The sequence below is a fragment of the Sinomonas sp. ASV322 genome (assembly GCF_030908245.1).
Lineage (GTDB): Bacteria > Actinomycetota > Actinomycetes > Actinomycetales > Micrococcaceae > Sinomonas.
Map to the genome: position 1 here is coordinate 103,358 of NZ_JAVFJJ010000001.1, position 20,908 is coordinate 124,265.

Here is a 20,908-nt window from a genome sequence, read left to right on the forward strand (position 1 = left end):
CGGGCTCAGAGCCGCGCGCCGTCGTCGTCCTCGTCCTTGTCCCGCGGCAGCCGCATGATGAGGAAGCCCACGGAGGCGATGAAGACGGCGACGAGGCCGGCGATGGCATAGCCGGGAATGCCGCGCCAGAAGAGGGCTGAGAGAAGCAGCGCGACGGGCGAACCGAGCGCGCCGACCCACGCAATGACGGACGCAGGATCCGCTCCCGCGAGAACAGGCCCAGGCTCCTCGGGAACGAATTCGCCGTCGCCCTCGGGCTCGGCGAAGTCGCGCGGACCCTGCGGCTGCGGCGTGCTGAGGCCAAGCGGGTCGAAGTCGCCGAAGGAGCGCTTTCGGTCCGCGGCGTCGCTTCCTTCGGCGGGATGGGCCGCGGCCGCACGTTCCGCCGCGGAGGGCTCGAGGGGAGCAGGGCCGTACTCCTCTTCGTCCCAGACCGATTCGGCTCGCGGGTCGCCCGCGCGGAGTCTCGAGACGAGGTCACGCCAGATGTCGTCGTCTGCCTCATGGTCGGCGCGGTCGGGATCCGGCCTGCTGTTCATGCGGGCTCCTCCGTGCGTGCGGGCTGGCCTGCGACCGTGGCGACCGAGGGGACTCCCGTGACCTCGCGGAAGAAGGCCGCCGATCCCGCGAAGATCGTCTCCGCGTCGTTGTCGAGGGTCGCCACGTGGTAGCTGTCGCGGAGCCGGACGAGTCGGATGTCGGTGCCGCCGTAGCGCCGCGCGATGGCCGCGACGCTGCGCTCGCTCGTCACCGTGTGGTCGACGGTCGAGCGGAAGACCTGCAGCGGGGCCGTCGCGCGCGGAAGAAGCGCGACCGTATCGCGGAAGAGCAGCTTCAACTCATGGGCCGCGGCGACCGGCACGCGCTTATACGCGTGCTCCTCCTGGCCGGGACGCTTGATGTCGTTGCCGACGGCGGGCACGGAGCGGATCGCGTAGCGCAGGACGGCGGAGATGTGGGAGCGGGGATCGTCGATGACGAGCCCAGGGTTGGCGACCGAGACGGCGGCGACCGGGTGAAGCGCCGCGAGCCTGAGGGCAAGGGCGCCGCCCATCGAGAGGCCTGCCGCGACGACGGTCGAACACTCCTGCGCCAGTTCGAGGTAGGCGGCCTCGTAGGTGCCGTACCACTCGTGCCACGAGCGCGTCGCAAGGTCTTCCCACGTGGTGCCGTGGCCGGGAAGGAGGGGTGTCACGACCCGAAAGCCCTCTCGGCGCAGGGCTTCGGCCCATGGGGCCACACTCGCGAGGCTGCCCGTGAAACCGTGGCTCAGGGCGACGCCGACCGGCGCCGTGACGCTCTTCATGTCAAGCATTATGCCCCGACCGCGCGCTCCGTGGACTGGGCAGCGCATCGCTCGAAGAATTCGGCGGTCCGGTCGACGATGAGCGGGGCCTCGACATCGCGCGTCGCGACGTGCGCGCTCGCGTGGAGCGGCACGAAATCGACCTCTCGGCTCCCCACCCGCGCGAGGATCCGCCGGATCGACGACGGCGGAACCACAGGGTCGACGTCGGACTTGAAAGCGATGAGCGGGGCCGCGACGTGGGGGAGAACCCGCTCGGCGGCGCCGAAGAGGAGCTTGAGCTCGTGGACCGCGGCGAGGGGAGTGCGCGTGTAGTCGCCTTCGTCGCCGACCGGCTCGGGCGCGTCCGCTTCGTCGATCGGCTCGGTCGTGCGGCGCACGAGGCGGATCGCCCTGATGTAGCGCACGCGCCAGTCGTAGAAGCCGAGGCCCGGATTGACGACGGCGATGCCAGCCACCGGGAGGCGAGCCGCCGCCCGGAGCGCGATCGCTCCGCCCATCGACAGCCCCGCGACGAAGAGGAGGTCGGTGCGCTCCGCGACGCGCGCGCACGCATCCTCGAAGCATTCCGTCCACTCGCGCCACCGCCGTGTCTCGAGGTCCTCCCAATCGGTTCCGTGGCCCGGCAGGAGCGGGACCTCGACGTCGAAGCCGCGTGCCGCGAGGCCCTCGGCCCACGGGGCGAGGGAAGAGGGGGTGCCGGAGAAGCCATGGCACATCGCGACGCCCCAGCGCGGCCCCGACGGCTCGGTGTGTGCGACCATGCATTCATCGTGGCACCCCCGCGCGAACGGCGCACGTTGATTCCCGCCCACGAGGGCCGCGGCGTCACTAGAGTGAAGGCAGCAGCACGCTCCTGGACGCACGTCGACGGAAGGCAAGCGTTGATCTACAGGGCCCTCAAACTGATTTTCATCGGACCGATCGTCAAACTCCTATTCAGGCCGTGGGTCAAAGGGCGTGACAACGTGCCGGACGCGGGTCCGGCCATCCTCGCCTCGAACCATCTCTCCTTCTCCGACTCGATCTTCATGCCGCTCATGGTCAAACGCCCTGTCGTGTTCCTCGCGAAGCAGGAGTACTTCACGGGCGTCGGCATCAAGGGGTGGCTCACCGCTCTGTTCTTCCGCCTCACGAATCAGCTCCCAATGGACCGGTCGGGAGGCGAGGCCTCCGCCCAGTCGCTCGTGGCGGGGGCTGACGTGCTCCGGCGAGGAGGCCTTCTGGGGATCTACCCCGAAGGCACCCGCTCCCCGGACGCGCGCCTGTACCGCGGCAAGGTCGGAGTGGCGCGCCTGGCTCTCGAGACGCGCGTGCCCGTCGTGCCGGTCGCGATGATCGGCACGGACAAGGTCCAGCCGATCGGGCAGCGGTTTCCGACGATCCGCCGTGTGGGCGTCATCTTCGGCCGCCCGCTCGACTTCTCCGCATATTACGAAGGCGCCGATGACCGTGCCGTGCAGCGCATCGTGACGGACCGCATCATGCAGGAGCTTCAGCGTCTCTCGGGGCAGGAATACGTCGATGTGTACGCCGCGACGGTGAAAGCCCGCCTGGCCGCGGAGCGCGAGGGCGAGTCGGAGGAGCGCCACGGAGGCGGCTCGGGAGGCGAGGCGACCGCCGCGGGCCCGTGACGCCGTCGTCCGCTCGCTCGGGGCGGCCACGCGGCCGCTCGGCCCTAGGCTAGCCTTGTCTCGTGACTCAACTCTCCACGCCCCCGCCGGCTCCGTTCACGAGCACCTCGCAGAGCGGTGCGGCCGATTATCCGGGGCTCGACGACTGGCGTGTCCTTCCGGTTTCGCAGCAGCCCTCGTGGGCCGATTCGAAGGTATTCGCCGACTCGGTTGCAGAGCTCTCCGTTCTCCCGCCGCTCGTGTTCGCGGGGGAAGTCGACCTGCTCCGCCACCGCCTCGCGGACGCCGCCCAGGGCCGCGCGTTCCTGCTCCAGGGCGGGGACTGCGCTGAGACGTTCGAGGCCGCGACGGCGGACCGCATCAGCGCGCGCGTCAGGACGATCCTGCAGATGGCGGTCGTGCTGACGTACGGGGCCGCGATGCCCGTCATCAAGATGGGCCGCATGGCAGGCCAGTTCGCGAAGCCCCGCTCCTCGGACACCGAGACGCGCGAAGGCGTCACGCTCCCGGCGTACCGCGGCGACATCGTCAACGGCTACGAGTTCACCCCCGAATCCCGCGCCCACGACGCGCGCCGCATGCTGCAGGCGTACAACACGTCGGCAGCGACCCTGAACCTGATCCGCGCGTTCACGCAGGGCGGCTTCGCGGACCTCCGGCTCGTGCACGCATGGAATCAGGGCTTCACGAAGAACCCCGCGCACGCGCGGTACGAGTCGCTCGCGCGCGAGATCGACCGTGCGATCACGTTCATGGACTCGTGTGGCGCGGACTTCGAGGCGCTCAAGCGCGTCGAATTCTTCGCGAGCCACGAGGCGCTCCTGCTGGACTATGAGCGCGCACTCACCCGCATCGACTCGCGCACGGGCCTCCCGTACGACACCTCCGCGCATTTCCTGTGGATCGGCGAACGCACGCGCGAGCTCGACCACGCCCACGTCGACTTCCTGTCCCGCGTCCGCAACCCGATCGGCGTCAAGCTCGGCCCCGGGGTCTCGGGCGACGACGCGCTGCGGCTCATCGACAGGCTCGACCCCGATCGCGAGCCGGGCCGCCTGACGTTCATCACCCGCATGGGCGCGAAGAACATCCGCGAGAAGCTCCCGCCCGTCGTCGAGAAGGTCACCGCGTCCGGGGCGCAGGTCCTGTGGGTCACCGACCCCATGCACGGCAACACCGTCACGTCGCGCAACGGCTACAAGACGCGGCGCTTCGATGACGTCGTGGACGAGGTGCGCGGGTTCTTCGAGGTGCACCACGGCCTCGGGACGGTCCCGGGCGGCCTGCACATGGAGATGACGGGCGACGACGTCGCCGAGTGCCTGGGTGGCTCCGACCCGATCGACGAGGCGGCATTCGAGGATCGCTACGAGTCGGTGTGCGATCCGCGCCTCAACCACATGCAGTCGCTCGAGATGGCGTTCCTCGTCTCGGAGGCGCTGACCAAGCGCTGACAGCGTTGGCCGACCGCCCGCCGTCGTCCCCGCGGGGACGGCGGCGGGCGTTCACGTCAGGCGACGGTGAGCGTGATCGTCGTTCCTTCGGGCTGGTCGCCGGTCTTGTCCTGCCCCGCCACGAGGCCGAAGACGGGCCGGCCGTACGTGTAATTGCTCTTGACCGCGAATCCGGCCGCTTGGAGGATCTGGATCGCGTCCTGCTCGGTCTTGCCGAAGACGTCCGGCACGTGAACCATGCGCGGCCCCTTGGAGAGCGTGATCGTCACGGTGTCGCCCTTCACCAGATTCTGGCCGGCGGCGGGGGACTGCGCGGACACGGAGCCCGCGGGGACGTTCCGGTCGAAGACCGGGGCGTCCGCGACCACGGGCTTGAGTCCCGCGGCCGTGAGCGCCGCGACCGCATCGGCCTGCTTCATCCCGACGATCTTGGGCACAGGGATCGGCTGGCGTCCCTTGGAGACCGTGAGCGCGACCGGGCTGCCGTGCTTGAGCGGGGTGCCCGCGGCGGGGTCCTGGGCCATGACCGCGCCCGCCGGAACAGTGTCGCTGTAGGCCTCGGAAGCCGTGCCGAGCGTGAGCTTCGCGTCGGCGAGCGAGGCCTTCGCGGCGTCGAGCGTCTTCGCGGTGAGGTCGGCGAGCGGGAACAGCTCGGGCCCCTTCGAGACCATGAGCTGGACGCCCTCGAACTTGCGCACTTGGGTCCCCGCTCCGGGCGCGCTCGCGACGATGAGGCCAGCTGAGATGCCGTCATCGAAGACGTCGTGCGTCGTGAAGCCGAGGCCTGCCTGCTGGATGAGCGCCTGGGCCTGCGCGACTGTGAGGTTCTTGACCGGCGGGACCGTCGCGAGGGCCCCAGGGCCGAAGCCGAAGAACCATCCGATCGCTGCCGCGAGCACCGCGAGGACCACGACGATGGCGACCCAGATCGCGCCGCGTCGCCTCGGGTTTCCCCGACCGAGCTGATGCGTCGGCCGCGCGGCGGCGGCTTTGGCCGCGCGATCGGCCTCCTTGGCCTGCCGGCGCTGCTCTCGCGCGCTGAGGGGCGCGGGAGCGTCCGGGGTGACGGGCCGCGGCATGACGGCGGTGTGCCCGGAAGCGACCGCGGTGATGACCTCGGTTCCGCGCGGGAGCGCTTCCGTGCGCTCGCCGGACAGGCGCTCCGTGAGCAGATCGTGGTGGTCGAGCACGCTCGTGCCGGCGTCGTCGTCGATGAGGCCCTTGCCCGCGCCTCCGGGAGCGCGGTAGTCGAGCTGGGCATCTGTGAGCGAGCGCCGAATGTCGCGGACTTCGCCGAGGAGCGCGAGGGCACTCGGCGGGCGCCCGTCCGGGTCCTTGCGGGTCATCCAGCCGACGAGCTCGTCAAGCTCGGGTGCGAGACCGGGGGCGACGGCGGAAGGCGGCGGCACATCGTCGTTGACGTGTTGAAACGCCACGTGGCTGCGGTCTTCCCCTGTGAAGGGGAGGCGGCCCGTGAGCATCTCGAAGAGCATGATGCCCGTTGCGTAGAGGTCCGTGCGCGCGTCGACGGGGCGCCCCATGAGCATCTCGGGCGAGATGTATTCGGCCGTGCCGAAGAGGCTGTCGGTGATCGACGTCGCCGACAGGCTGCGCGCGAGGCCGAAGTCGCCCACCTTGACGCGCCCGTCGTCCGCGAGGAGGACGTTGGCGGGCTTGACGTCGCGGTGGATGATGCCGGCGGCGTGGGCGGCCGCGAGCCCGTCCACGACGGCGTCGAGAAGGGCTAGTGCCTGCTTGGGCGCGAGCGACCCCTGCTCGTCGAGGAGGTCCCGCAGCGTGTGGCCGGGCACATACTCCATCACGAGGTACAGCACCCCGAGGTCCTCGCCGCGATCGAGCATCGAGACGACGTGGGGGTGCGACAGCTGGGCGGCGGCGATCGCCTCTCGCTCGAACCGCTCCGCGAAGTTCCGGTCCCGGCTCAGGTGCGGGTGCAGGACCTTGAGGGCGACGCGGCGACGGAGGGTCGTGTCCGTCGCAAGATACACAGTTGCCATGCCGCCGGTGCCGAGCAGCGAATGGACCTCGTAGCGACCGCCGACGACGCTGCCGACGAGGCCGTCCGTATGCTGTCCGTTCACCCTACGATCCTACCGAGGGCGGGAGCGCGGGCGCGGATCTGCCCACTCAGCGAAACAGTTTCATGTTGGCGTTGATCGCCGTGACGTAGTCCTTCGTGTCGTCGAACATCCCGCGCTTCGCCACGGACGCCTGGCCCTGGTAGTAGCCGGCGATGGCGAGGTCCTGGTTGGGGCTCGCAGCGAGCAGGGCGCGAAGGATCGCGACGCCGGCCGTAGCGTTGTCGCGCGGGTCGAGTGGATTGAGCTTGCGGCCCACGAGGTCGGAGGCCCACTGGGCGGAGGACGGGACGACCTGCATGATGCCGATCGCGTTGGCTGGTGAGACCGCGCGCTGGTTGAATCCCGACTCGTGGTAGGCGAGGGCCAGTGCAAGCGCAGGGTCGACGCCCATGCTCCGTGCTGTGTCTGCCACGATCTGCTTCACTTGCTCGCGCGTGGGGACAGGCGAGGCGTTGAGGATCCGCTTGTTCTCGTTGGCGGAGGCCACGACCGCGTCCGGGTACGTGAAGCCCAGGAAGCTGTTCCCCACGAGGGCCTTCGGCGGCGCCGCGGAGGCTGGCGTCACGGAGGATGCCGGGGCCACGGTCGGTGCCGGAAGCGTGAGCGAGCGCCCGGCGTAGATGACCGAGGTCAGGCTCAGGCCGTTGGCCGCGAGGAGGTCGCCGAGCGGCACCTGAAGTTTGGCTGCGATGCCGTAGAGCGTATCGCCCGGCTTGATCTGGTAGGCGCCGCCGCTCGGCGTCGGCGCGGGGTCTGCGGGAGCCGGGTCGCCGGTGAGCCGGAGCTTCTGGCCGGGGAAGATGAGCGACGAGGGCTGCAGGCCGTTGAGCTGGAGGATCCGCTGCCATTCGAGTCCATACTTCGAGGCGATGCCGATGACGGTGTCCCCGCTGGCCACGCTGTAATCGGCCGGGGCCGCGGGAGCGGCGGGGACGACGGCGGGAGCGAGGCGTGAAGGGACCATCGCCGCGATCTCCGAGGCCGGCACGATCTCGGCCTGGCGTGCGGAGCGCGCCGCCGTGATGGCGCCCTGGACGTGTTCCGGGGCGGGTGCGGCAGCGGCAGGCTGGGCAAGTGCGAGCGACGAGAGGACCACCGCCGGAAGCGCTGCCGTGGTGACGGCGACGGCCGGCAACTTCGTCCTTGCCGCGGGGTGTGCCTGGCGGTGTGCCGACATGGGAAGTCCTCCGTGTGACGCGTGTGACTGATGTTATTCAGGTGATCGCATAACACTTGCGATACATATGTGACTCGAGTGAATCTCTCACGGATCGGCCCTGAGCACAAGGCGCGGGGTGGCGCAACCCCCTCCCGGCGCAGAGTCGCAGCCTTCGACTATGAGCGGCGGCGGAGTCCGTGGCACGCTTGTCGCGTGAGTGAGATTGACGAGCTGGTGTCAGAGTGGCTTCCCCTGCCGGACGTGGCCGAGCGGCTGGGATGCAAGATCACGAAGGTTCACGGGCTCTTGGATGAGCGTGCTCTCATCGCCGTGCGGGTGGGCGAGCGGGCGATCCGCTCCGTCCCTGCGCTGTTCCTCGACGGTGATCACGTGGTTGACAGCCTCAAAGGCACGATCGCGGTCCTCGCGGACGCGGGATTCTCGGACGAGGAGCTCGTGGCGTGGCTCTTCACGCCCGATGAATCGCTCAGGGGCCGTCCCATCGACGCCCTCCGCGAGGGGCGCAAGACTGAGATCCGCCGCCGCGCCCAAATCCTCGCCTGGTAGCCGAATCCTCGCCTCGCGGATCACCCGCGGGGGCGAGGAGGGGCGTTGACTCAGGCTGCGCGCTGAACGGCTGAGAGGCCGAGGCTGCGGAGCGCGGCTCGGATGTCGTCCGGAAGGTGAAGCGCGTCGAGGGCGTCGAAGGCGCGCTTCGAAAGGCCCTCGATGAGGTCCTCCGTGGCCGCGAGGGCCCCGCTGGTGCCGATGATGTCGCGCAGGCGCTCGACGTCGTCGTCGCCCAGGTCCTGCCGCCCAAGGCTCCGTTCGAGCAGGCCCGAGCCTTCCGGCGTCGCCCGTTCGAGCGCGAACGCGACGAGCACGGTGCGCTTGCCCTCGCGCAGGTCGTCCCCGGCCGGCTTTCCCGTGGTCTGCGGATCGCCGAACACGCCGAGCACGTCGTCGCGCAGCTGGAAGGCCTCGCCGAGCGGGAGCGAGAATCGCGAGTAGGCGGCCAGGAGGGCGTCGTCCGCGCCCGCGAGCGCCCCGCCGATGCCGAGGGGATGCTCGGTCGAGTACTTGGCCGACTTGTACCTGATGACGTTCGCGGCGGCCTCGACCGCCTCGCCCCGGGCGCGGCTCGGGCCCGCGACTTCCTCGAGGATGTCGAGGTACTGGCCGGCCATGACCTCCGCGCGCATGGTGTTGAAGATCCGACGCGCGGCCGTGCCTGCCGCCGCGGTCGGCCCGATCGCCGTGAACGCCTCTTCCGAGAAGGAGAGGCACAGATCGCCGGTCAGGATGGCGGCCGCCGTGCCGAACCGCTCCTCGTCGAGCGCCCAGCCCCGCTCGCGGTGGAGCGTCCCGAAGCGGCGGTGCACGCTCGGGCCGCCGCGCCGGATGTCCGAGCGGTCGATGATGTCGTCGTGGATGAGCGCCGCGGCCTGGAAGAGCTCGAGGGCCGCCCCCGCCTGGACCGCCTCGGCCCCGAGTTCGCGGCCGCCGGCACCGCGCCAGCCCCAGTAGCACAGGAGGGCGCGCAACCGCTTTCCGCCCGTCACGAGCCCAGTGATGGCGTCCATGAGCGGGGCGACGTCGTGCGAGACGCGGGCCATAGCAGCGCTCTGCTCCTCGAGGAAGCCCGCGAGCCTTTCTGCGAGCGCGTCCCGATAGGCGCCCTGCTCCTCGTCGAGGTGCATGCTTTCGGCCTCGGACTGGGTGCGGTCGGCGGCGGTCATGGCTACTTGATGGTTCCCGATGCCACAGAGGCGCCTACGGTGAACGTCGTCCTCCCGTTCACGACGACGACCGCGACGTTGACCGTCTCCTTGCCTCCCGAGCGGACGAAGTCCTGGCTGTCCGTTGAGCCGACCTTGGTCTTGGCGACGGCCGTGAAGCCCTGGCCCGTGAAGGCCTTCGAGTAGAAGTCGAGGATCTGGTCCGAGGTGGCGGTTGTCGACGCCACAAGCGATGCGCTCTGGGGGTTCGTGCTCGCGTCGTAGCTCGTCTGGAGCGGGGTCGCCCCGGGCATGATCGGGATGAGCTGGGTCGGGAAGCCGGGCACCATGGCATTGACGGTGGCGGAGGCCGAGCCGGACGGGGTCGCCGTCGCGCTCGCGGTGGCGCTCGGTGAGGCGGACGACGACGAGGCCGAGGGAGAGGGCGACGCCGCGCCTCCGTTCGCAGGGGACGAGCACCCCGCCATGGCGAGGGCTGCGAGTGCGATGACGGCGACAAGGCCTCCGTGTCGATTCCTCAGCTTCTGACCCATGCGCATTCTCCGTACGTTCGTTCCGTCGTGTGTCGCGTACCCAGTGGTCTGGGCCGAGCCCCCGGTCAAGTCTAATTGGCCGAGTCCAGCGCGCCCTGCCCTGTCGCCGCGGCCCCCTACGATTGAGGAGTGGACGATCGTGGCGCAGGGGGCGGCTGGCCAGACGCCGAGCCGCTCGATTCGCTCCGGCGGCGCGGAATCCTGCACGTCGACATGGACGCGTTCTTCGTGGGCGTCGAGCAGCGCGAGCGTCCCGAGCTTCGCGGGCAGATGGTCATCGTCGGCTTCCCGTCGGAACGGTCCGTCGTGCTGTCAGCGAGCTATGAGGCCCGCGCGTACGGCGTCCGCAGCGCGATGCCGATGGCGACGGCGCTGCGGGCGTGCCCCCGGGCGATCGTGGTTGAGCCGCGGCACACGCTGTACTACGAGGTGTCGCGCGAGCTCATGGCGCTGTTCGGCGAGTTCACCGATCTCGTCGAGCCCCTGAGCGTCGACGAGGCCTTCCTCGACGTCTCGGGTGCGGTCCGCCGGCTGGGGCCTCCAGAGCGCATCGCGGCAGCCGTCAAGGCCGAGGTCCGCTCGCGGCTCGGGCTCACGGCCTCAGTCGGGGTGGCCGCCACGAAGTTCGTGGCCAAGATCGCCTCGGCCCGGAGCAAGCCGGATGGCCTCCTCGTCATTCGGCCGGAAGAGACCGTTCCCTATCTTCACTCGCTGCCGGTCGGAGCGCTGTGGGGGATCGGGGGCAAGACGGCGGAAGTCCTCGCACGGCTTGGGATCCACACTGTTGAAGACCTCGCCCACACCCCTGATTCGACCCTCCAACGCATGCTCGGAGCCCCCGGCCTCCATGCCAAGGCGCTCAGCTGGGGGATTGATTCGCGCAGGGTCACCCCACATCGCGAGGAAAAGAGCGTGGGAGCGGAGGAGACCTTCGCATCGGATGTCGTGGACGATGAGGTGCTCAAGCGCGAGCTCCTGCGGCTCTCGCACCGCGTCGCGGCAAGGCTCCGCGCGGCGGGTCTTGAGGCGGGCACGGTCGCGCTCAAGCTCCGGTACGCGGATTTCTCGACCCTTTCGCGTTCGCGGGCGGTTACCGTTCCCGCGGATTCCGCGCACGTGCTCTACCGGGAAGGCGTTCGGCTTCTTGCGGGGATCGGGCCGCGGCCCCAGAGCGTTCGGCTCATCGGACTTCGCGGGGAGCGGCTTTCGCGGAGCGGCGGTGCCGTCCAACTGAGCCTCGAGCCCGGCGAGGACAATTGGCGCACCGCGGAGAAGACGATTGACGCCGTGTCGGCTCGTTTTGGACGCTCGTCCCTGCGCCCCGCAAGCCTTCTCGGCGAAGCCGCGGAACGCCGTCGTCCTTCTCCGCCGGGCGAGCCGCCGGAGCCCCCGGTGTGACCCTCGTCCCCTTTTGGTTGCAGGGGCGAGAGCCTATCCTTAAAAGACCTTGAATATAGATGAAGCATCGTATCGGCGGGCGCGGATCGGCGAGAACGAAACGGCAAGCTGCCGGGGAGTCTCACGGACGGGCTCGCGGAACCGGACGTCGGTCCGATGCGTTGTGCTGATGGCGGGTTGCTGCCCGCTGCAGCAAGCATGAAGGAGTCGCGATGCCTCTCTCCGAGCACGAACAGAAGATGCTCGAGCAGCTTGAGAAGCAACTGCACGAGGAAGATCCCAAGTTCGCAGACTCTATGGGTGCCGATGCTCTACGGCGATTCTCCACGCGCCACATCGTGCTCGGTGTGCTCGGCGTCATCGTGGGCCTCCTGGTCCTGCTCCTGGGCGGCGTCCAGTTCTCGAACATCTTCGTCGGCGTCGTTGGCTTCTTGATCATGGGCGCAAGCGTGTACTACGGCACGCTCCGCCGGGCGGGCCGCATGCGCACTCCCCGTTCGGGTCGCAAGCCCGAGGGAGGATTCCTGTCGAAGCTCGAAGCCCGCTGGGAAGAGCGGCGCAAAGAACAGGGCGGCGGCGAAGCCTGACCATCCTCCACTTCCCTCCCCAATAGCCTTGGCCGTGTGATGCGGCCCCGCCCTGAGGGACCCGCATAAGGCGGGTCCCGCGGCGTTTAACGGCGCTTCCGCGCGCGACGGCGGCGCGTCCTCAGGCTCGCCTGTGCCGACGCCCGCACGCCCTCAACCCACCGCCGCCCCATTGCCCCCACTTTTCCTCCACAACGCTCCACCCCGGTCTCCCGCGAGATTCCGGGGTTTTTTCTTTGTACTTCTGTGAGGAACCGTGCCGTGTCGCGTTGACGGTGGGGGATAGTGGAGTAAAGTGGTGGCTGTAAGAGGGAAGTGGCGGATAGGGACGTGCAGCTCCTCGGATCAGACGGGTGGTGGTGCCGATGTTGCTCGGTACGCATTCGCCGCGCCTGGACGAGAAAGGGCGGCTCATCCTCCCGGCCAAATACCGCGACGAACTTGCCGACGGGCTGGTTCTGACCCGGGGCCAGGAACGCTGCCTCTACGTCTTCAGCCAGAAAGAGTTCGAGCGGATCCACGAGCAGATGCGAGAAGCCCCTATCTCCTCGCGTCAGTCACGGGACTACCTCAGGGTCTTTCTGTCTGGAGCCTCTGACGAGGTGCCTGACAAGCAAGGGCGCGTCACGATCCCGCTGAACCTGCGGAAGTACGCAGGTCTCGACCGGGACCTCGCCGTCATCGGCGTAGGAACCCGGGCGGAAATCTGGGACGCCCAAGCGTGGGAGGACTACCTCACCGAGAAGGAAGCCTCCTTCTCGGAAACCGACGAAGACGCCCTTCCAGGGCTCTTCTGACGGAACGGCCGGCTGGCCGAGATCTCCAGCCGCCCGCGGCTCCGTCCTGGCTCACCTTCCCCGGTGCCAGGCTGGAACCCACGGTGCGGAGGGGGATCCCGATCAGTCGGCAGCCAAAAAGCCACACGGGACAGGTGTGGCGACGGGAACGCAGCACGGACAGGTGAGGCGCTCCCGGGACAGAAACGGCGCTCAGGAGGGGACATGCCGCAGCAGGACGACGACCGCCCGACATCGGAGCGACACGTCCCAGTCCTCAGGGATCGCTGCGTCGCCCTGCTTGCGCCCGGCGTCGAGGCGGCCAGGGCGGCGGGCCGCCCCCCGGTCGTCGTCGACACGACCCTCGGCATGGGCGGGCACAGCGAGGCCATCCTCGAGCGCTTCCCCGATGTGACCCTCGTCGGGATCGATCGCGACGAGCAGGCCCTCGCCCTCGCTGGGGCGCGGCTTGCCCCCTTCGGCGAGCGGGCGCGGCTCGTGCACGCCGTGTACGACGAGATCCGTGAGGTGCTCAGCGAGCTCGGGCTCGACGGGGCCGATGGGGTTCTCATGGACCTCGGTGTCTCGTCGCTCCAGCTCGACGAGCGCGAGCGGGGCTTCGCGTACTCCTATGACGCCCCTCTGGACATGCGCATGGATACGAGCCGGGGCCAGACGGCCGCCGACGTCGTCAACACGTACAGCCTCGACGATCTCGTCCGAGTCATCCGCAAGTGGGGCGAAGAGAAGTTCGCGGGGCGCATCGCCCGCCGCATCGTCGAGGAGCGCGCGGCGCGCCCGTTCGAGACGACCGGGCAGCTCGTTGAGGCGATCCGCGCCGTCGTTCCTGCCGGCGCGGCGAAGACCGGAGGCCACCCAGCCAAGCGCACCTTCCAGGCTCTCCGAATCGAGGTCAACGAAGAGCTCGATGTGCTCGAGCGCGCCGTTCCCGCCGCCATCGAGTCCCTGCGGCTGGGGGGCCGAATCGTCGTCATGTCCTACCACTCGCTTGAAGACAAGGTCGTCAAGAGCGCGTTCCAGTCGCGCTCGCGCTCATCGGCCCCTCCAGGCTTCCCGGTCGAACTCGAAGAGCACAAGCCGGAATTGAAGGTCATCACGCGCGGAACGGAAGTCCCGACCGCGCAGGAGATCGAAGAGAACCCGCGGGCCGCGTCGGCCCGTCTGCGAGCAGCCGAACGGATCAAGGTCAGGAGCCCACGATGAGCGCAGCTGCCCAGAGTAAGGCCGTCATCGCCGGCACGTCTGCCGTCGCGGGAAGCCTTGCCCCGGCCGGCGCACCCCGGCGCACCCCGCTCTCGGTCGTCCGTTCCCTTCCGGCGCGGCGCCGTGCCCCGTTCGCGATCTTCTGCCTCGGGGTGCTCGCGGTCGCGCTCCTGACCGTTCTCGTGCTCAACATCGCCGTTTCCACGGGCCAGTACCAGCTCGTCCAGCTCCGGAGCGAGCAGCTCGGCCTCGAGAAGCAGAATCAAGACCTCGCCCAGCGTGTCCAGAACTACGAGGCTCCCCAGAATCTGGCGGCGCGGGCGGCACAATTGGGCATGGTGGCGTCGACGTCGAAGGGACAGATCGACCTGAGGACGCTCCTCGTCACCGGGAAGCCCAAGCCAGCGGACAAGGGTGCGTCGGCGGGGGCGGTCATCGCGGCCCCGGAGGTTCCGGGACTCGTGGCCTCCGCTCCGGCGGCGGCGCCCAGCGGCTCGGACATGCTCAAGCCCGATCAGGCCAAGCAGTCCGCGGGTGCGTCGGCACCGCAGACCCCTGCGGCACAGGCGGCGCCAGCCGCGGCCGCCAAGCCGACCCCGGCTCCGCAGCTCAACGGCGGCTCGGTGCCGGCCCCCCAGCAGAAGACGCCGGGCCAGTAGACCAGTGAGGCGGGACGCCAGGCCCGCGCCGGGATCGAGCAAGGGACGAGAAGTGGCGACATCGACGAAGCGGACTCCTGCCGGACACGGGAACGCTGACCGAGTGGCGAAGGCCCGCTCGGGGCGGGCGACCCTGTACCGGGCTGGCGGCGCAACGGGCCGGCTTCGGCTTGGTGTCGGCGCGATGCTCGCGCTGCTCCTCGTGATCGGCGGCCGCCTCGTCCTCGTGCAGGGGTTCGGCGCCGGTGGATACGCGCAAGCCGCGCTCGACAAGCGGCTTCAGACCACCGTGCTTCCCTCGCAGCGCGGAGAGATCGTCGACGCGTCCGGGAAGCTGCTCGCCCAGAGCGTCATTCGCTACAACATCACGGTCGATCAGCCGAAGGCGACGAATTTCACCGACTACAAGCGGCGCGACAAGGACGGCAATGAGACGCCCGTGACCCGGAATCAGGCGATCTCCGACCTCGCCGGCGTGCTCGGGATGCCCGTGGACCAGGTCACCGCGGCCATCACGGGAGACAAGAAGTTCAACTACGTTGCGCGCAACGTCACCCCCGACGTCGAGGCCCGGGTCTCCGACCTTGCCTTCCCCGGCATCTACACGCAGGGCACGTCCCAGCGCGTCTACCCCCAGGGCGCCGTCGGCGGCAACCTCGTCGGATTCGTCGGGAGCGACGGAACCGGGCTCGCCGGCATCGAGCAGACGCAGAACGCACAGCTTTCGGGCAAGGACGGCAAGCGCGTCTACGAGATCGGCGCCGACGGGCTCCGCATTCCTGTGGCGACGGATCAGCTCACGCCGGCGCAGAACGGCCAGACGATCAAGCTCACGATCAACTCTGACCTCCAGTACTTCACCCAGCAGGCCATCCAGACTCAGACCGACAAGTACAGCGCCCAATGGGGCATCGCGATCGTCCAGGACGTGACGAACGGGAACATCCTCGCGATGGCGGACTCGAACCCGGTGGACCCCAACGACCCGGGCAAGTCCGCCGCCAAAGACCGCGGCGTGCGCGCCGTGACCGCCGCCTACGAGCCCGGATCCGTCGAGAAGACCCTCACGATGTCCGCCCTCATCCAGGAGGGGAAGGCGAATCCGCTGAGCGAGTACACCGTCCCGCCAACCGTCACCGTCGATGGGCAGACGTTCGCCGACGCGTTCACGCACGGCACCGAGAAGCGCACGCTCGCGGGCATCCTCGGCTACTCGATGAATACCGGAACCGTCCTGGCGGGGCAGGCGCTGAACAAGCAGGAGCGCTACGACTGGCTCACCAAGTTCGGGATCGGCCAGGCTCCGGACGTTGGACTGCCGGGAGAGGCTGCCGGCATCCTTGCGACTCCTGACAAGTGGGACGGGCGTCAGCAGAACACCGTGCTCTTCGGGCAGGGCCTCACGCAGTCGACTCTCCAGACCGTGCGCGCTTACCAGGCGATCGCGAACAACGGCCTCTTGCTCCAACCCCGGCTCATCGACGGCTACATCGGGGCGGACGGCACCGAGCACAAGTCCGCGACGCAGCCTTCGAGCCAGGTGATCAGCAAAGAGACCGCCCAGCAGGTCAAGGACATGCTCGAGAGCGCAGTGACCAAGGGTGAGCTTCATCCGGCAGCCATCGACGGCTATCGGGTGGGCGCCAAGACCGGAACGTCGGAGGCTCCCCGCGAGGACGGGGTGCCGGGCTACGACGGCGTGACGTCCACGCTCATCGGCATGGCGCCGATGGAGAACCCCAGGTTCATCGTCTCTGTCGTGATCCAGCGGCCCAAGAATGACATCTTCGGCATCGGCAACGCCGACGTGTTCCGCGCGGTGATGTCCCAGACACTGCACATGTACAACATCCAACCGTCATCGGGCACGCCCGCTCAGTTCCCCCAGTACGCCCAATAGGCCGACCGATCACGCCGGCCGGAGATCGCCGCCGTGACGGCGTGCTCGGCCCGCCCAGGGCCTCGTCGCCGATCTCTCGGGCCGGGCCGAGCCCGGCCGAGCGGCTAAAGTTGGAACCTGACGAAGAGCAGCGAAGGTAATTGTGAGCGAGCACGAGAGTCCCCAGGACCGGCCGTCCGTCGCGCAGGCGGATGCGTCGGCCCGGTCCCCATTCCGGCCCCAACACGTCGATCCTGTGCCTCTGACTTCGGTCGCGGCCTTGCTCGGCCTGCCGGCGGAGGCCGTCGGCGCTGTCCACGTCACGGGCGTCTCGCTCGATTCGAGGAGCGTCGAGCCCGGCGACCTCTACGTCGCCGTCCCGGGGACGGGGCGCCACGGCGCATCGTTCGCGGCGCAGGCCGTCGAGAAGGGCGCGGCGGCCATTCTCACCGACGAGGCCGGTGCCCGTATCCTCGCCCTCGACGGGGCGCTCTCGGATGCGGCCGTCCTTGTCGTGGACGATGTGCGCGCCGCCGTCGGGCCGGTTTCCGCGTTCGTCTACCGCAGCCAGTCGGCGCCGTCGGAGGAAGATGCGCGGGCGCCCATGATGCTGCTCGGCGTGACCGGGACGAACGGCAAGACGACGACGACGTACTTCGCGAACGCGCTCCTCGCCGCCCTCGGCCACCGCACGGGACTCATCGGGACGATCGAGATCGTGGCCGGTCGAGAAGCGATCCCGAGCAGGCTCACGACGCCCGAGTCCACGGACGTCCACGCCCTCCTCGCTCTCATGCGCGAGCGCGGCCTCACCGCTGCTTCGATGGAGGTTTCCTCCCACGCGATCGAGTACCGGCGCGTTGACGGAGTCAGGTATGACACGGTCGGTTTCACGAACCTGACGCAGGATCATCTCGACCTCCACCTCACGATGGACGATTACTTCGCCGCGAAGGCGAGGCTCTTCGCCCCCGATCGCGCCGCGCGCGGCGTCGTCGTCGTCGACGACGAGTGGGGACGGCGTCTCGCGCGAGAGGCCGCGATCCCCGTCCTCACGCTCTCGCTCGCCGCAAACCCGGCCGAGGGCGCGGACTGGACGCTCGCCTCGACCGAGCGCAGCGGCCTCGGAACCGCTTTCGAGCTCCGCGGTCCAGACGGCCAGGCGCTGAGGCTTCACACGGGCCTTCCGGGCGCCTTCAACGTGGCGAACGCGGCACTCGCGGCGCTCATGGTCCACTCCGCGGGCGTCCCGCTCGACGAGATCCAGCGCGCCGGTGAGGTCGCGGACCCTTTCAGCGTCGAGGTCCCCGGCCGCATGCAGCTCGTCGGCACCCAGCCAGCCGCCGTCGTCGACTTCGCACACAACCCCGACGCCCTCGATCGCGCGCTCGAGGCCGTGCGGCCGCCCGGCGAGGGCCGCCTCGTCATCGTGTTCGGGGCCACGGGACAGCGCGACCAGGGCAAGCGCCCGATCATGGGGGCCGTCGCGGTGCGGGGGGCCGACGTCGTCGTGATCACCGACGACGACCCCCACGACGAGGACGCCGCGGCGATCCGAGCCGACGTGCTCGCGGGGGCGCGCGCCGAGAACGACGCGCTGGGCCTTGGCCGCGTCATCGAGGAGGTCGCGCCGCGGGCCGCCGCCATCCGGCGTGCCGTTGAGCTTGCCACGGCGCAGGACGTGATCCTCGTCGCCGGCCGCGGCCACGAAGTGTTCCAAGAGGTCAAAGGCATCGACCTCGAGCTCGACGATCGCGTCGAGCTCCGCGCGGCCCTCGAGGCCCGCGGATTCCGCACCGTGGGGGCCGAGCAGATAGAGTCCACAACCGATGATTGAGTTCAGCGCCGCGGACATCGCCCGCATCACCGGCGGGCGCCTCGTCGGCGATCCCGGCATCGTCCCCGTCCACGTGACCACCGACTCGCGCGAGGCCCGCGCGGGTTCCCTGTACGTGGCCAAGCCCGGCGAACATGCCGACGGCCACAGCTTCATCGGCGCGGCCTTCGCTGCCGGCGCGGTCCTGGCGCTGTGCGAGCGCGAGGTCGCGGACGACGACGGCGCGCCCTTCCCTGCGGTCGTCGTTCCGGACGCCGTGCTCGCCATGGGGACCCTCGCGAAGGAAGCCGTGCGGCGGATCCGCGAGGTCCGGGCGAATCGGGGCGAGGCCTTCACAGTCGTCGGCATCACCGGCTCGGCTGGCAAGACGACAACGAAGGACCTGCTCGCGGGAATCTTCCGCTCGACTCCCGAAGGGTCCGCCGCGTCGGCATCCGTCATCGCGCCGCAGGGGTCCTACAACGGCGAGGTCGGCGTCCCGCTGACCGTCTTCGAGGCCGACGAGTCGACGCGGTTCCTCGTGATCGAGATGGGCGCGACGGGCATCGGGCATGTCGCGTATCTCGCCGACATGGTGGCGCCGGACATCGGCGTCGTCCTCGCGGTCGGCACGGCGCACGCCGGGGAGTTCGGCGGGGTCGAGAACATCGCGCAGGCCAAGGGGGAGCTCCTTGAAGCCCTCTCGCCCGCCGGAACCGCCGTGATCAATCTCGACGATTCACGCGTCCGGGCGATGGAATCGCGCACGGCCGCGCGCAAGGCGTTCTTCACGTCGGATCCCGCCGCGGCGGCCGGGGCGTCGGCCCGCGGTAGTGTCGTCGTCGCGCTCGACGCCCACGTCGGGACCGACGGCTGCCCCGCGTTCGGCCTCCGGATCGACGGCGAGGAGCCGCTCCCGGTCCGCAGCCAGCTCATCGGCGCCCACCACACGGCCAACCTGCTCGCAGCCGCCGCCGTGGCCCACGCCGCCGGCGTCCCGACCTCGGCCATCGCGGCGTCCCTGTCCGAACAGGGTCCGGCGAGCCGGTGGCGCATGGAGCGCACCGACCGCCCCGATGGCGTGACGGTCATCAACGACGCCTACAACGCGAACCCCGAATCGATGCGCGCCGCCCTCCAGACGCTCGCCGACCTCGGCCGGGATCGCCGCACGTGGGCGGTCCTCGGGGCCATGCTCGAGCTCGGGGACGAGTCGATCGCGGCGCACACGGCCGTGGGGACGCTCGTCGTGAGGCTCAACATCGATCGGCTCGTCGTCGTCGGACGCGAAGCACGGGCGCTGTATGTCTCGGCCGTCAACGAAGGCTCGTGGGGAGACGAATGCACCTTCGTGGAAGACACGGATGCGGCCTTTGCGCTACTCGAGCGGGAGCTCGCCCCCGGCGACCTCGTCCTCGTCAAGTCATCGAACGGCGTGGGCCTTCGGCACCTCGGCGATCGGATAGCATGGGCCGCGCAGGCTCAGCCCACTGACCCCGCCGGAACGGAGCTCATGTGATCGCACTGCTGATCGGGGCCGCGCTCGCGCTCGTGCTCGCGTTCGTCGGCACGCCCTTGTTCATCCGGCTGCTCGTCCACCGCGGCTACGGGCAGTTCATCCGGGATGACGGGCCGACGAGCCACCACACGAAGCGCGGGACGCCGACGATGGGTGGCACAGTCTTCGTCCTCGCGACCGTCTTGGCCTATTTCCTCGCCCATTTCATCGTGTGGCTCATGCACCCCGCGACAGGCGGGCCCACGGCCTCGGCGCTCCTGCTGCTCTTTCTCATGGTCGGCATGGGGTTCGTGGGCTTCCTCGACGATTTCATCAAGATCTCGAAGCAGCGCAGCCTCGGCCTGAGTGCGCGTGCCAAGCTCATCGGCCAGGGCGCCGTGGGCATCGCGTTCGCGCTCCTGGTGCTCCAGTTCCCGGACGGCAACGGGCGGACGCCCGCGTCCATGACGGTCTCTTTCCTGCGAGACATCCCGTGGCTCAACCTCGCGTTCGCGGGAACGGTCGTCGGGGCGATCCTGTTCGTCGTGTGGGCGAACTTCCTCGTCACGGCGGCGAGCAACGGGGTCAACCTCACCGACGGCCTCGACGGCCTCGCTGCGGGCGCATCGATCATGGTCTTCGGGGCCTACACGCTCATGGGCATCTGGCAGAGCAATCAGCATTGCGGCTCCGCGCGCGTGCCGGGTTCGGTGTGCTACGAGGTCCGCGATCCGCTCGACCTCGCGCTCCTCGCCGCGATCATGAGCGCGGCGCTCGTCGGATTCCTCTGGTGGAACACGTCACCCGCAAAGATCTTCATGGGGGACACGGGGTCCCTCGCGATCGGAGCGGCGATCGCGGGCTTCGCGATCCTGACGCGCACCGAGCTCCTGCTCGGCATCATGGGCGGCCTCTTCGTCCTCATCACGCTGTCCGTCATCCTCCAGGTGGGCTACTTCAAGGCCACGAAGGGCAAGCGGCTCTTCAAGATGGCGCCGCTCCAGCACCACTTCGAGCTCAAGGGCTGGGCCGAGGTAACCGTCGTCGTGCGATTCTGGGTTCTCGCCGGGCTCTTCGTGGCCGTGGCGCTGGCTGTGTTCTACGCGGAATGGGTGGCAGGGCTGTGACAGCGGGGCACAACGCC

At 69.5% G+C, this 20,908-nt stretch carries 19 protein-coding genes; 12 read left to right on the forward strand and 7 right to left on the reverse strand.

All coding sequences use genetic code 11. The annotated features are described in order from the left end of the window. Window positions 1-5 precede the first annotated feature (5 nt). From RBS12_RS00485 to RBS12_RS00495, 3 genes are read right to left on the reverse strand one after another with little or no spacing between them, the layout of a single operon-like run. A complete protein-coding gene (locus tag RBS12_RS00485; RefSeq protein WP_307964091.1) occupies window positions 6-539 on the reverse strand; it encodes a hypothetical protein in 534 nt (177 codons plus the stop codon). Next, window positions 536-1,306, reverse strand: coding sequence for an alpha/beta fold hydrolase (locus RBS12_RS00490; protein WP_307964092.1), 771 nt, complete (start codon window positions 1,304-1,306; stop codon window positions 536-538). The genes RBS12_RS00485 and RBS12_RS00490 overlap by 4 nt, the downstream gene beginning before the upstream one ends. An 8-nt stretch (window positions 1,307-1,314) precedes the next feature. Next, window positions 1,315-2,070 carry an alpha/beta fold hydrolase gene (locus tag RBS12_RS00495; RefSeq protein WP_307964093.1) on the reverse strand — a complete coding sequence of 252 codons (756 nt, stop codon included), beginning with the start codon at window positions 2,068-2,070 and terminating at the stop codon, window positions 1,315-1,317. Between the two features lie 120 nt (window positions 2,071-2,190). Between RBS12_RS00495 and RBS12_RS00500 the strand changes: the two genes are divergently transcribed. Beyond that, window positions 2,191-2,940 (forward strand): lysophospholipid acyltransferase family protein, encoded by a 750-nt coding sequence (locus RBS12_RS00500; RefSeq protein WP_307964094.1) that lies wholly within the window; start codon window positions 2,191-2,193, stop codon window positions 2,938-2,940. A 62-nt stretch (window positions 2,941-3,002) separates the two neighbouring features. Continuing rightward, a complete protein-coding gene (locus tag RBS12_RS00505; RefSeq protein ID WP_307964095.1) occupies window positions 3,003-4,394 on the forward strand; it encodes a class II 3-deoxy-7-phosphoheptulonate synthase in 1,392 nt (463 codons plus the stop codon). A gap of 56 nt (window positions 4,395-4,450) precedes the next feature. On the opposite strand, the gene pknB is transcribed toward RBS12_RS00505, so the two are convergent. Together pknB and RBS12_RS00515 are read right to left on the reverse strand one after the other, a co-directional pair. Then, window positions 4,451-6,496 carry a Stk1 family PASTA domain-containing Ser/Thr kinase gene (gene pknB / locus RBS12_RS00510; RefSeq protein ID WP_307964096.1) on the reverse strand — a complete coding sequence of 682 codons (2,046 nt, stop codon included), beginning with the start codon at window positions 6,494-6,496 and terminating at the stop codon, window positions 4,451-4,453. A gap of 46 nt (window positions 6,497-6,542) precedes the next feature. After that, window positions 6,543-7,673: a LysM peptidoglycan-binding domain-containing protein gene (locus tag RBS12_RS00515; RefSeq protein WP_307964097.1), complete on the reverse strand. Its 1,131-nt coding sequence runs from the start codon at window positions 7,671-7,673 to the stop codon at window positions 6,543-6,545. Between the two features lie 216 nt (window positions 7,674-7,889). Between RBS12_RS00515 and RBS12_RS00520 the strand changes: the two genes are divergently transcribed. Further along, window positions 7,890-8,222 (forward strand): Rv2175c family DNA-binding protein, encoded by a 333-nt coding sequence (locus RBS12_RS00520; RefSeq protein WP_373886459.1) that lies wholly within the window; start codon window positions 7,890-7,892, stop codon window positions 8,220-8,222. A 50-nt stretch (window positions 8,223-8,272) separates the two neighbouring features. On the opposite strand, the gene RBS12_RS00525 is transcribed toward RBS12_RS00520, so the two are convergent. Then, window positions 8,273-9,394, reverse strand: coding sequence for a polyprenyl synthetase family protein (locus RBS12_RS00525; protein ID WP_373886444.1), 1,122 nt, complete (start codon window positions 9,392-9,394; stop codon window positions 8,273-8,275). A gap of 2 nt (window positions 9,395-9,396) precedes the next feature. Continuing rightward, entirely contained in the window at window positions 9,397-9,927 is a 531-nt protein-coding gene (locus RBS12_RS00530) for a hypothetical protein (protein WP_307964099.1), read from the reverse strand. A 129-nt stretch (window positions 9,928-10,056) separates the two neighbouring features. On the opposite strand from RBS12_RS00530, the gene dinB reads away from it, so the two are divergent. The 9 genes from dinB (at window position 10,057) to mraY (ending at window position 20,891) form a co-directional block, all read left to right on the forward strand. After that, a complete protein-coding gene (gene dinB / locus RBS12_RS00535; RefSeq protein WP_307964100.1) occupies window positions 10,057-11,325 on the forward strand; it encodes a DNA polymerase IV in 1,269 nt (422 codons plus the stop codon). 212 nt (window positions 11,326-11,537) lie between these two features. Then, on the forward strand, window positions 11,538-11,912 hold the full coding sequence (locus RBS12_RS00540) for a DUF3040 domain-containing protein (RefSeq protein ID WP_307964101.1): 375 nt from the start codon (window positions 11,538-11,540) through the stop codon (window positions 11,910-11,912). A 365-nt stretch (window positions 11,913-12,277) separates the two neighbouring features. After that, a complete protein-coding gene (mraZ, locus tag RBS12_RS00545) occupies window positions 12,278-12,709 on the forward strand; it encodes a division/cell wall cluster transcriptional repressor MraZ (RefSeq protein ID WP_307964498.1) in 432 nt (143 codons plus the stop codon). A gap of 204 nt (window positions 12,710-12,913) precedes the next feature. Then, complete coding sequence (gene rsmH, locus RBS12_RS00550) at window positions 12,914-13,912, forward strand: 16S rRNA (cytosine(1402)-N(4))-methyltransferase RsmH (RefSeq protein ID WP_307964102.1); 999 nt, start codon at window positions 12,914-12,916, stop codon at window positions 13,910-13,912. Further along, window positions 13,909-14,571 (forward strand): hypothetical protein, encoded by a 663-nt coding sequence (locus RBS12_RS00555; protein ID WP_307964103.1) that lies wholly within the window; start codon window positions 13,909-13,911, stop codon window positions 14,569-14,571. The genes rsmH and RBS12_RS00555 overlap by 4 nt, the downstream gene beginning before the upstream one ends. A 103-nt stretch (window positions 14,572-14,674) precedes the next feature. Continuing rightward, complete coding sequence (locus tag RBS12_RS00560) at window positions 14,675-16,471, forward strand: penicillin-binding protein 2 (protein ID WP_307964104.1); 1,797 nt, start codon at window positions 14,675-14,677, stop codon at window positions 16,469-16,471. Between the two features lie 142 nt (window positions 16,472-16,613). Continuing rightward, window positions 16,614-18,287, forward strand: coding sequence for a UDP-N-acetylmuramoyl-L-alanyl-D-glutamate--2,6-diaminopimelate ligase (locus tag RBS12_RS00565; protein WP_373886445.1), 1,674 nt, complete (start codon window positions 16,614-16,616; stop codon window positions 18,285-18,287). Then, entirely contained in the window at window positions 18,280-19,785 is a 1,506-nt protein-coding gene (gene murF / locus RBS12_RS00570; protein ID WP_307964106.1) for a UDP-N-acetylmuramoyl-tripeptide--D-alanyl-D-alanine ligase, read from the forward strand. The genes RBS12_RS00565 and murF overlap by 8 nt, the downstream gene beginning before the upstream one ends. Next, entirely contained in the window at window positions 19,782-20,891 is a 1,110-nt protein-coding gene (mraY, locus tag RBS12_RS00575; RefSeq protein ID WP_307964107.1) for a phospho-N-acetylmuramoyl-pentapeptide-transferase, read from the forward strand. Before murF ends, mraY begins: the two co-directional genes overlap by 4 nt. Window positions 20,892-20,908 lie beyond the last annotated feature (17 nt).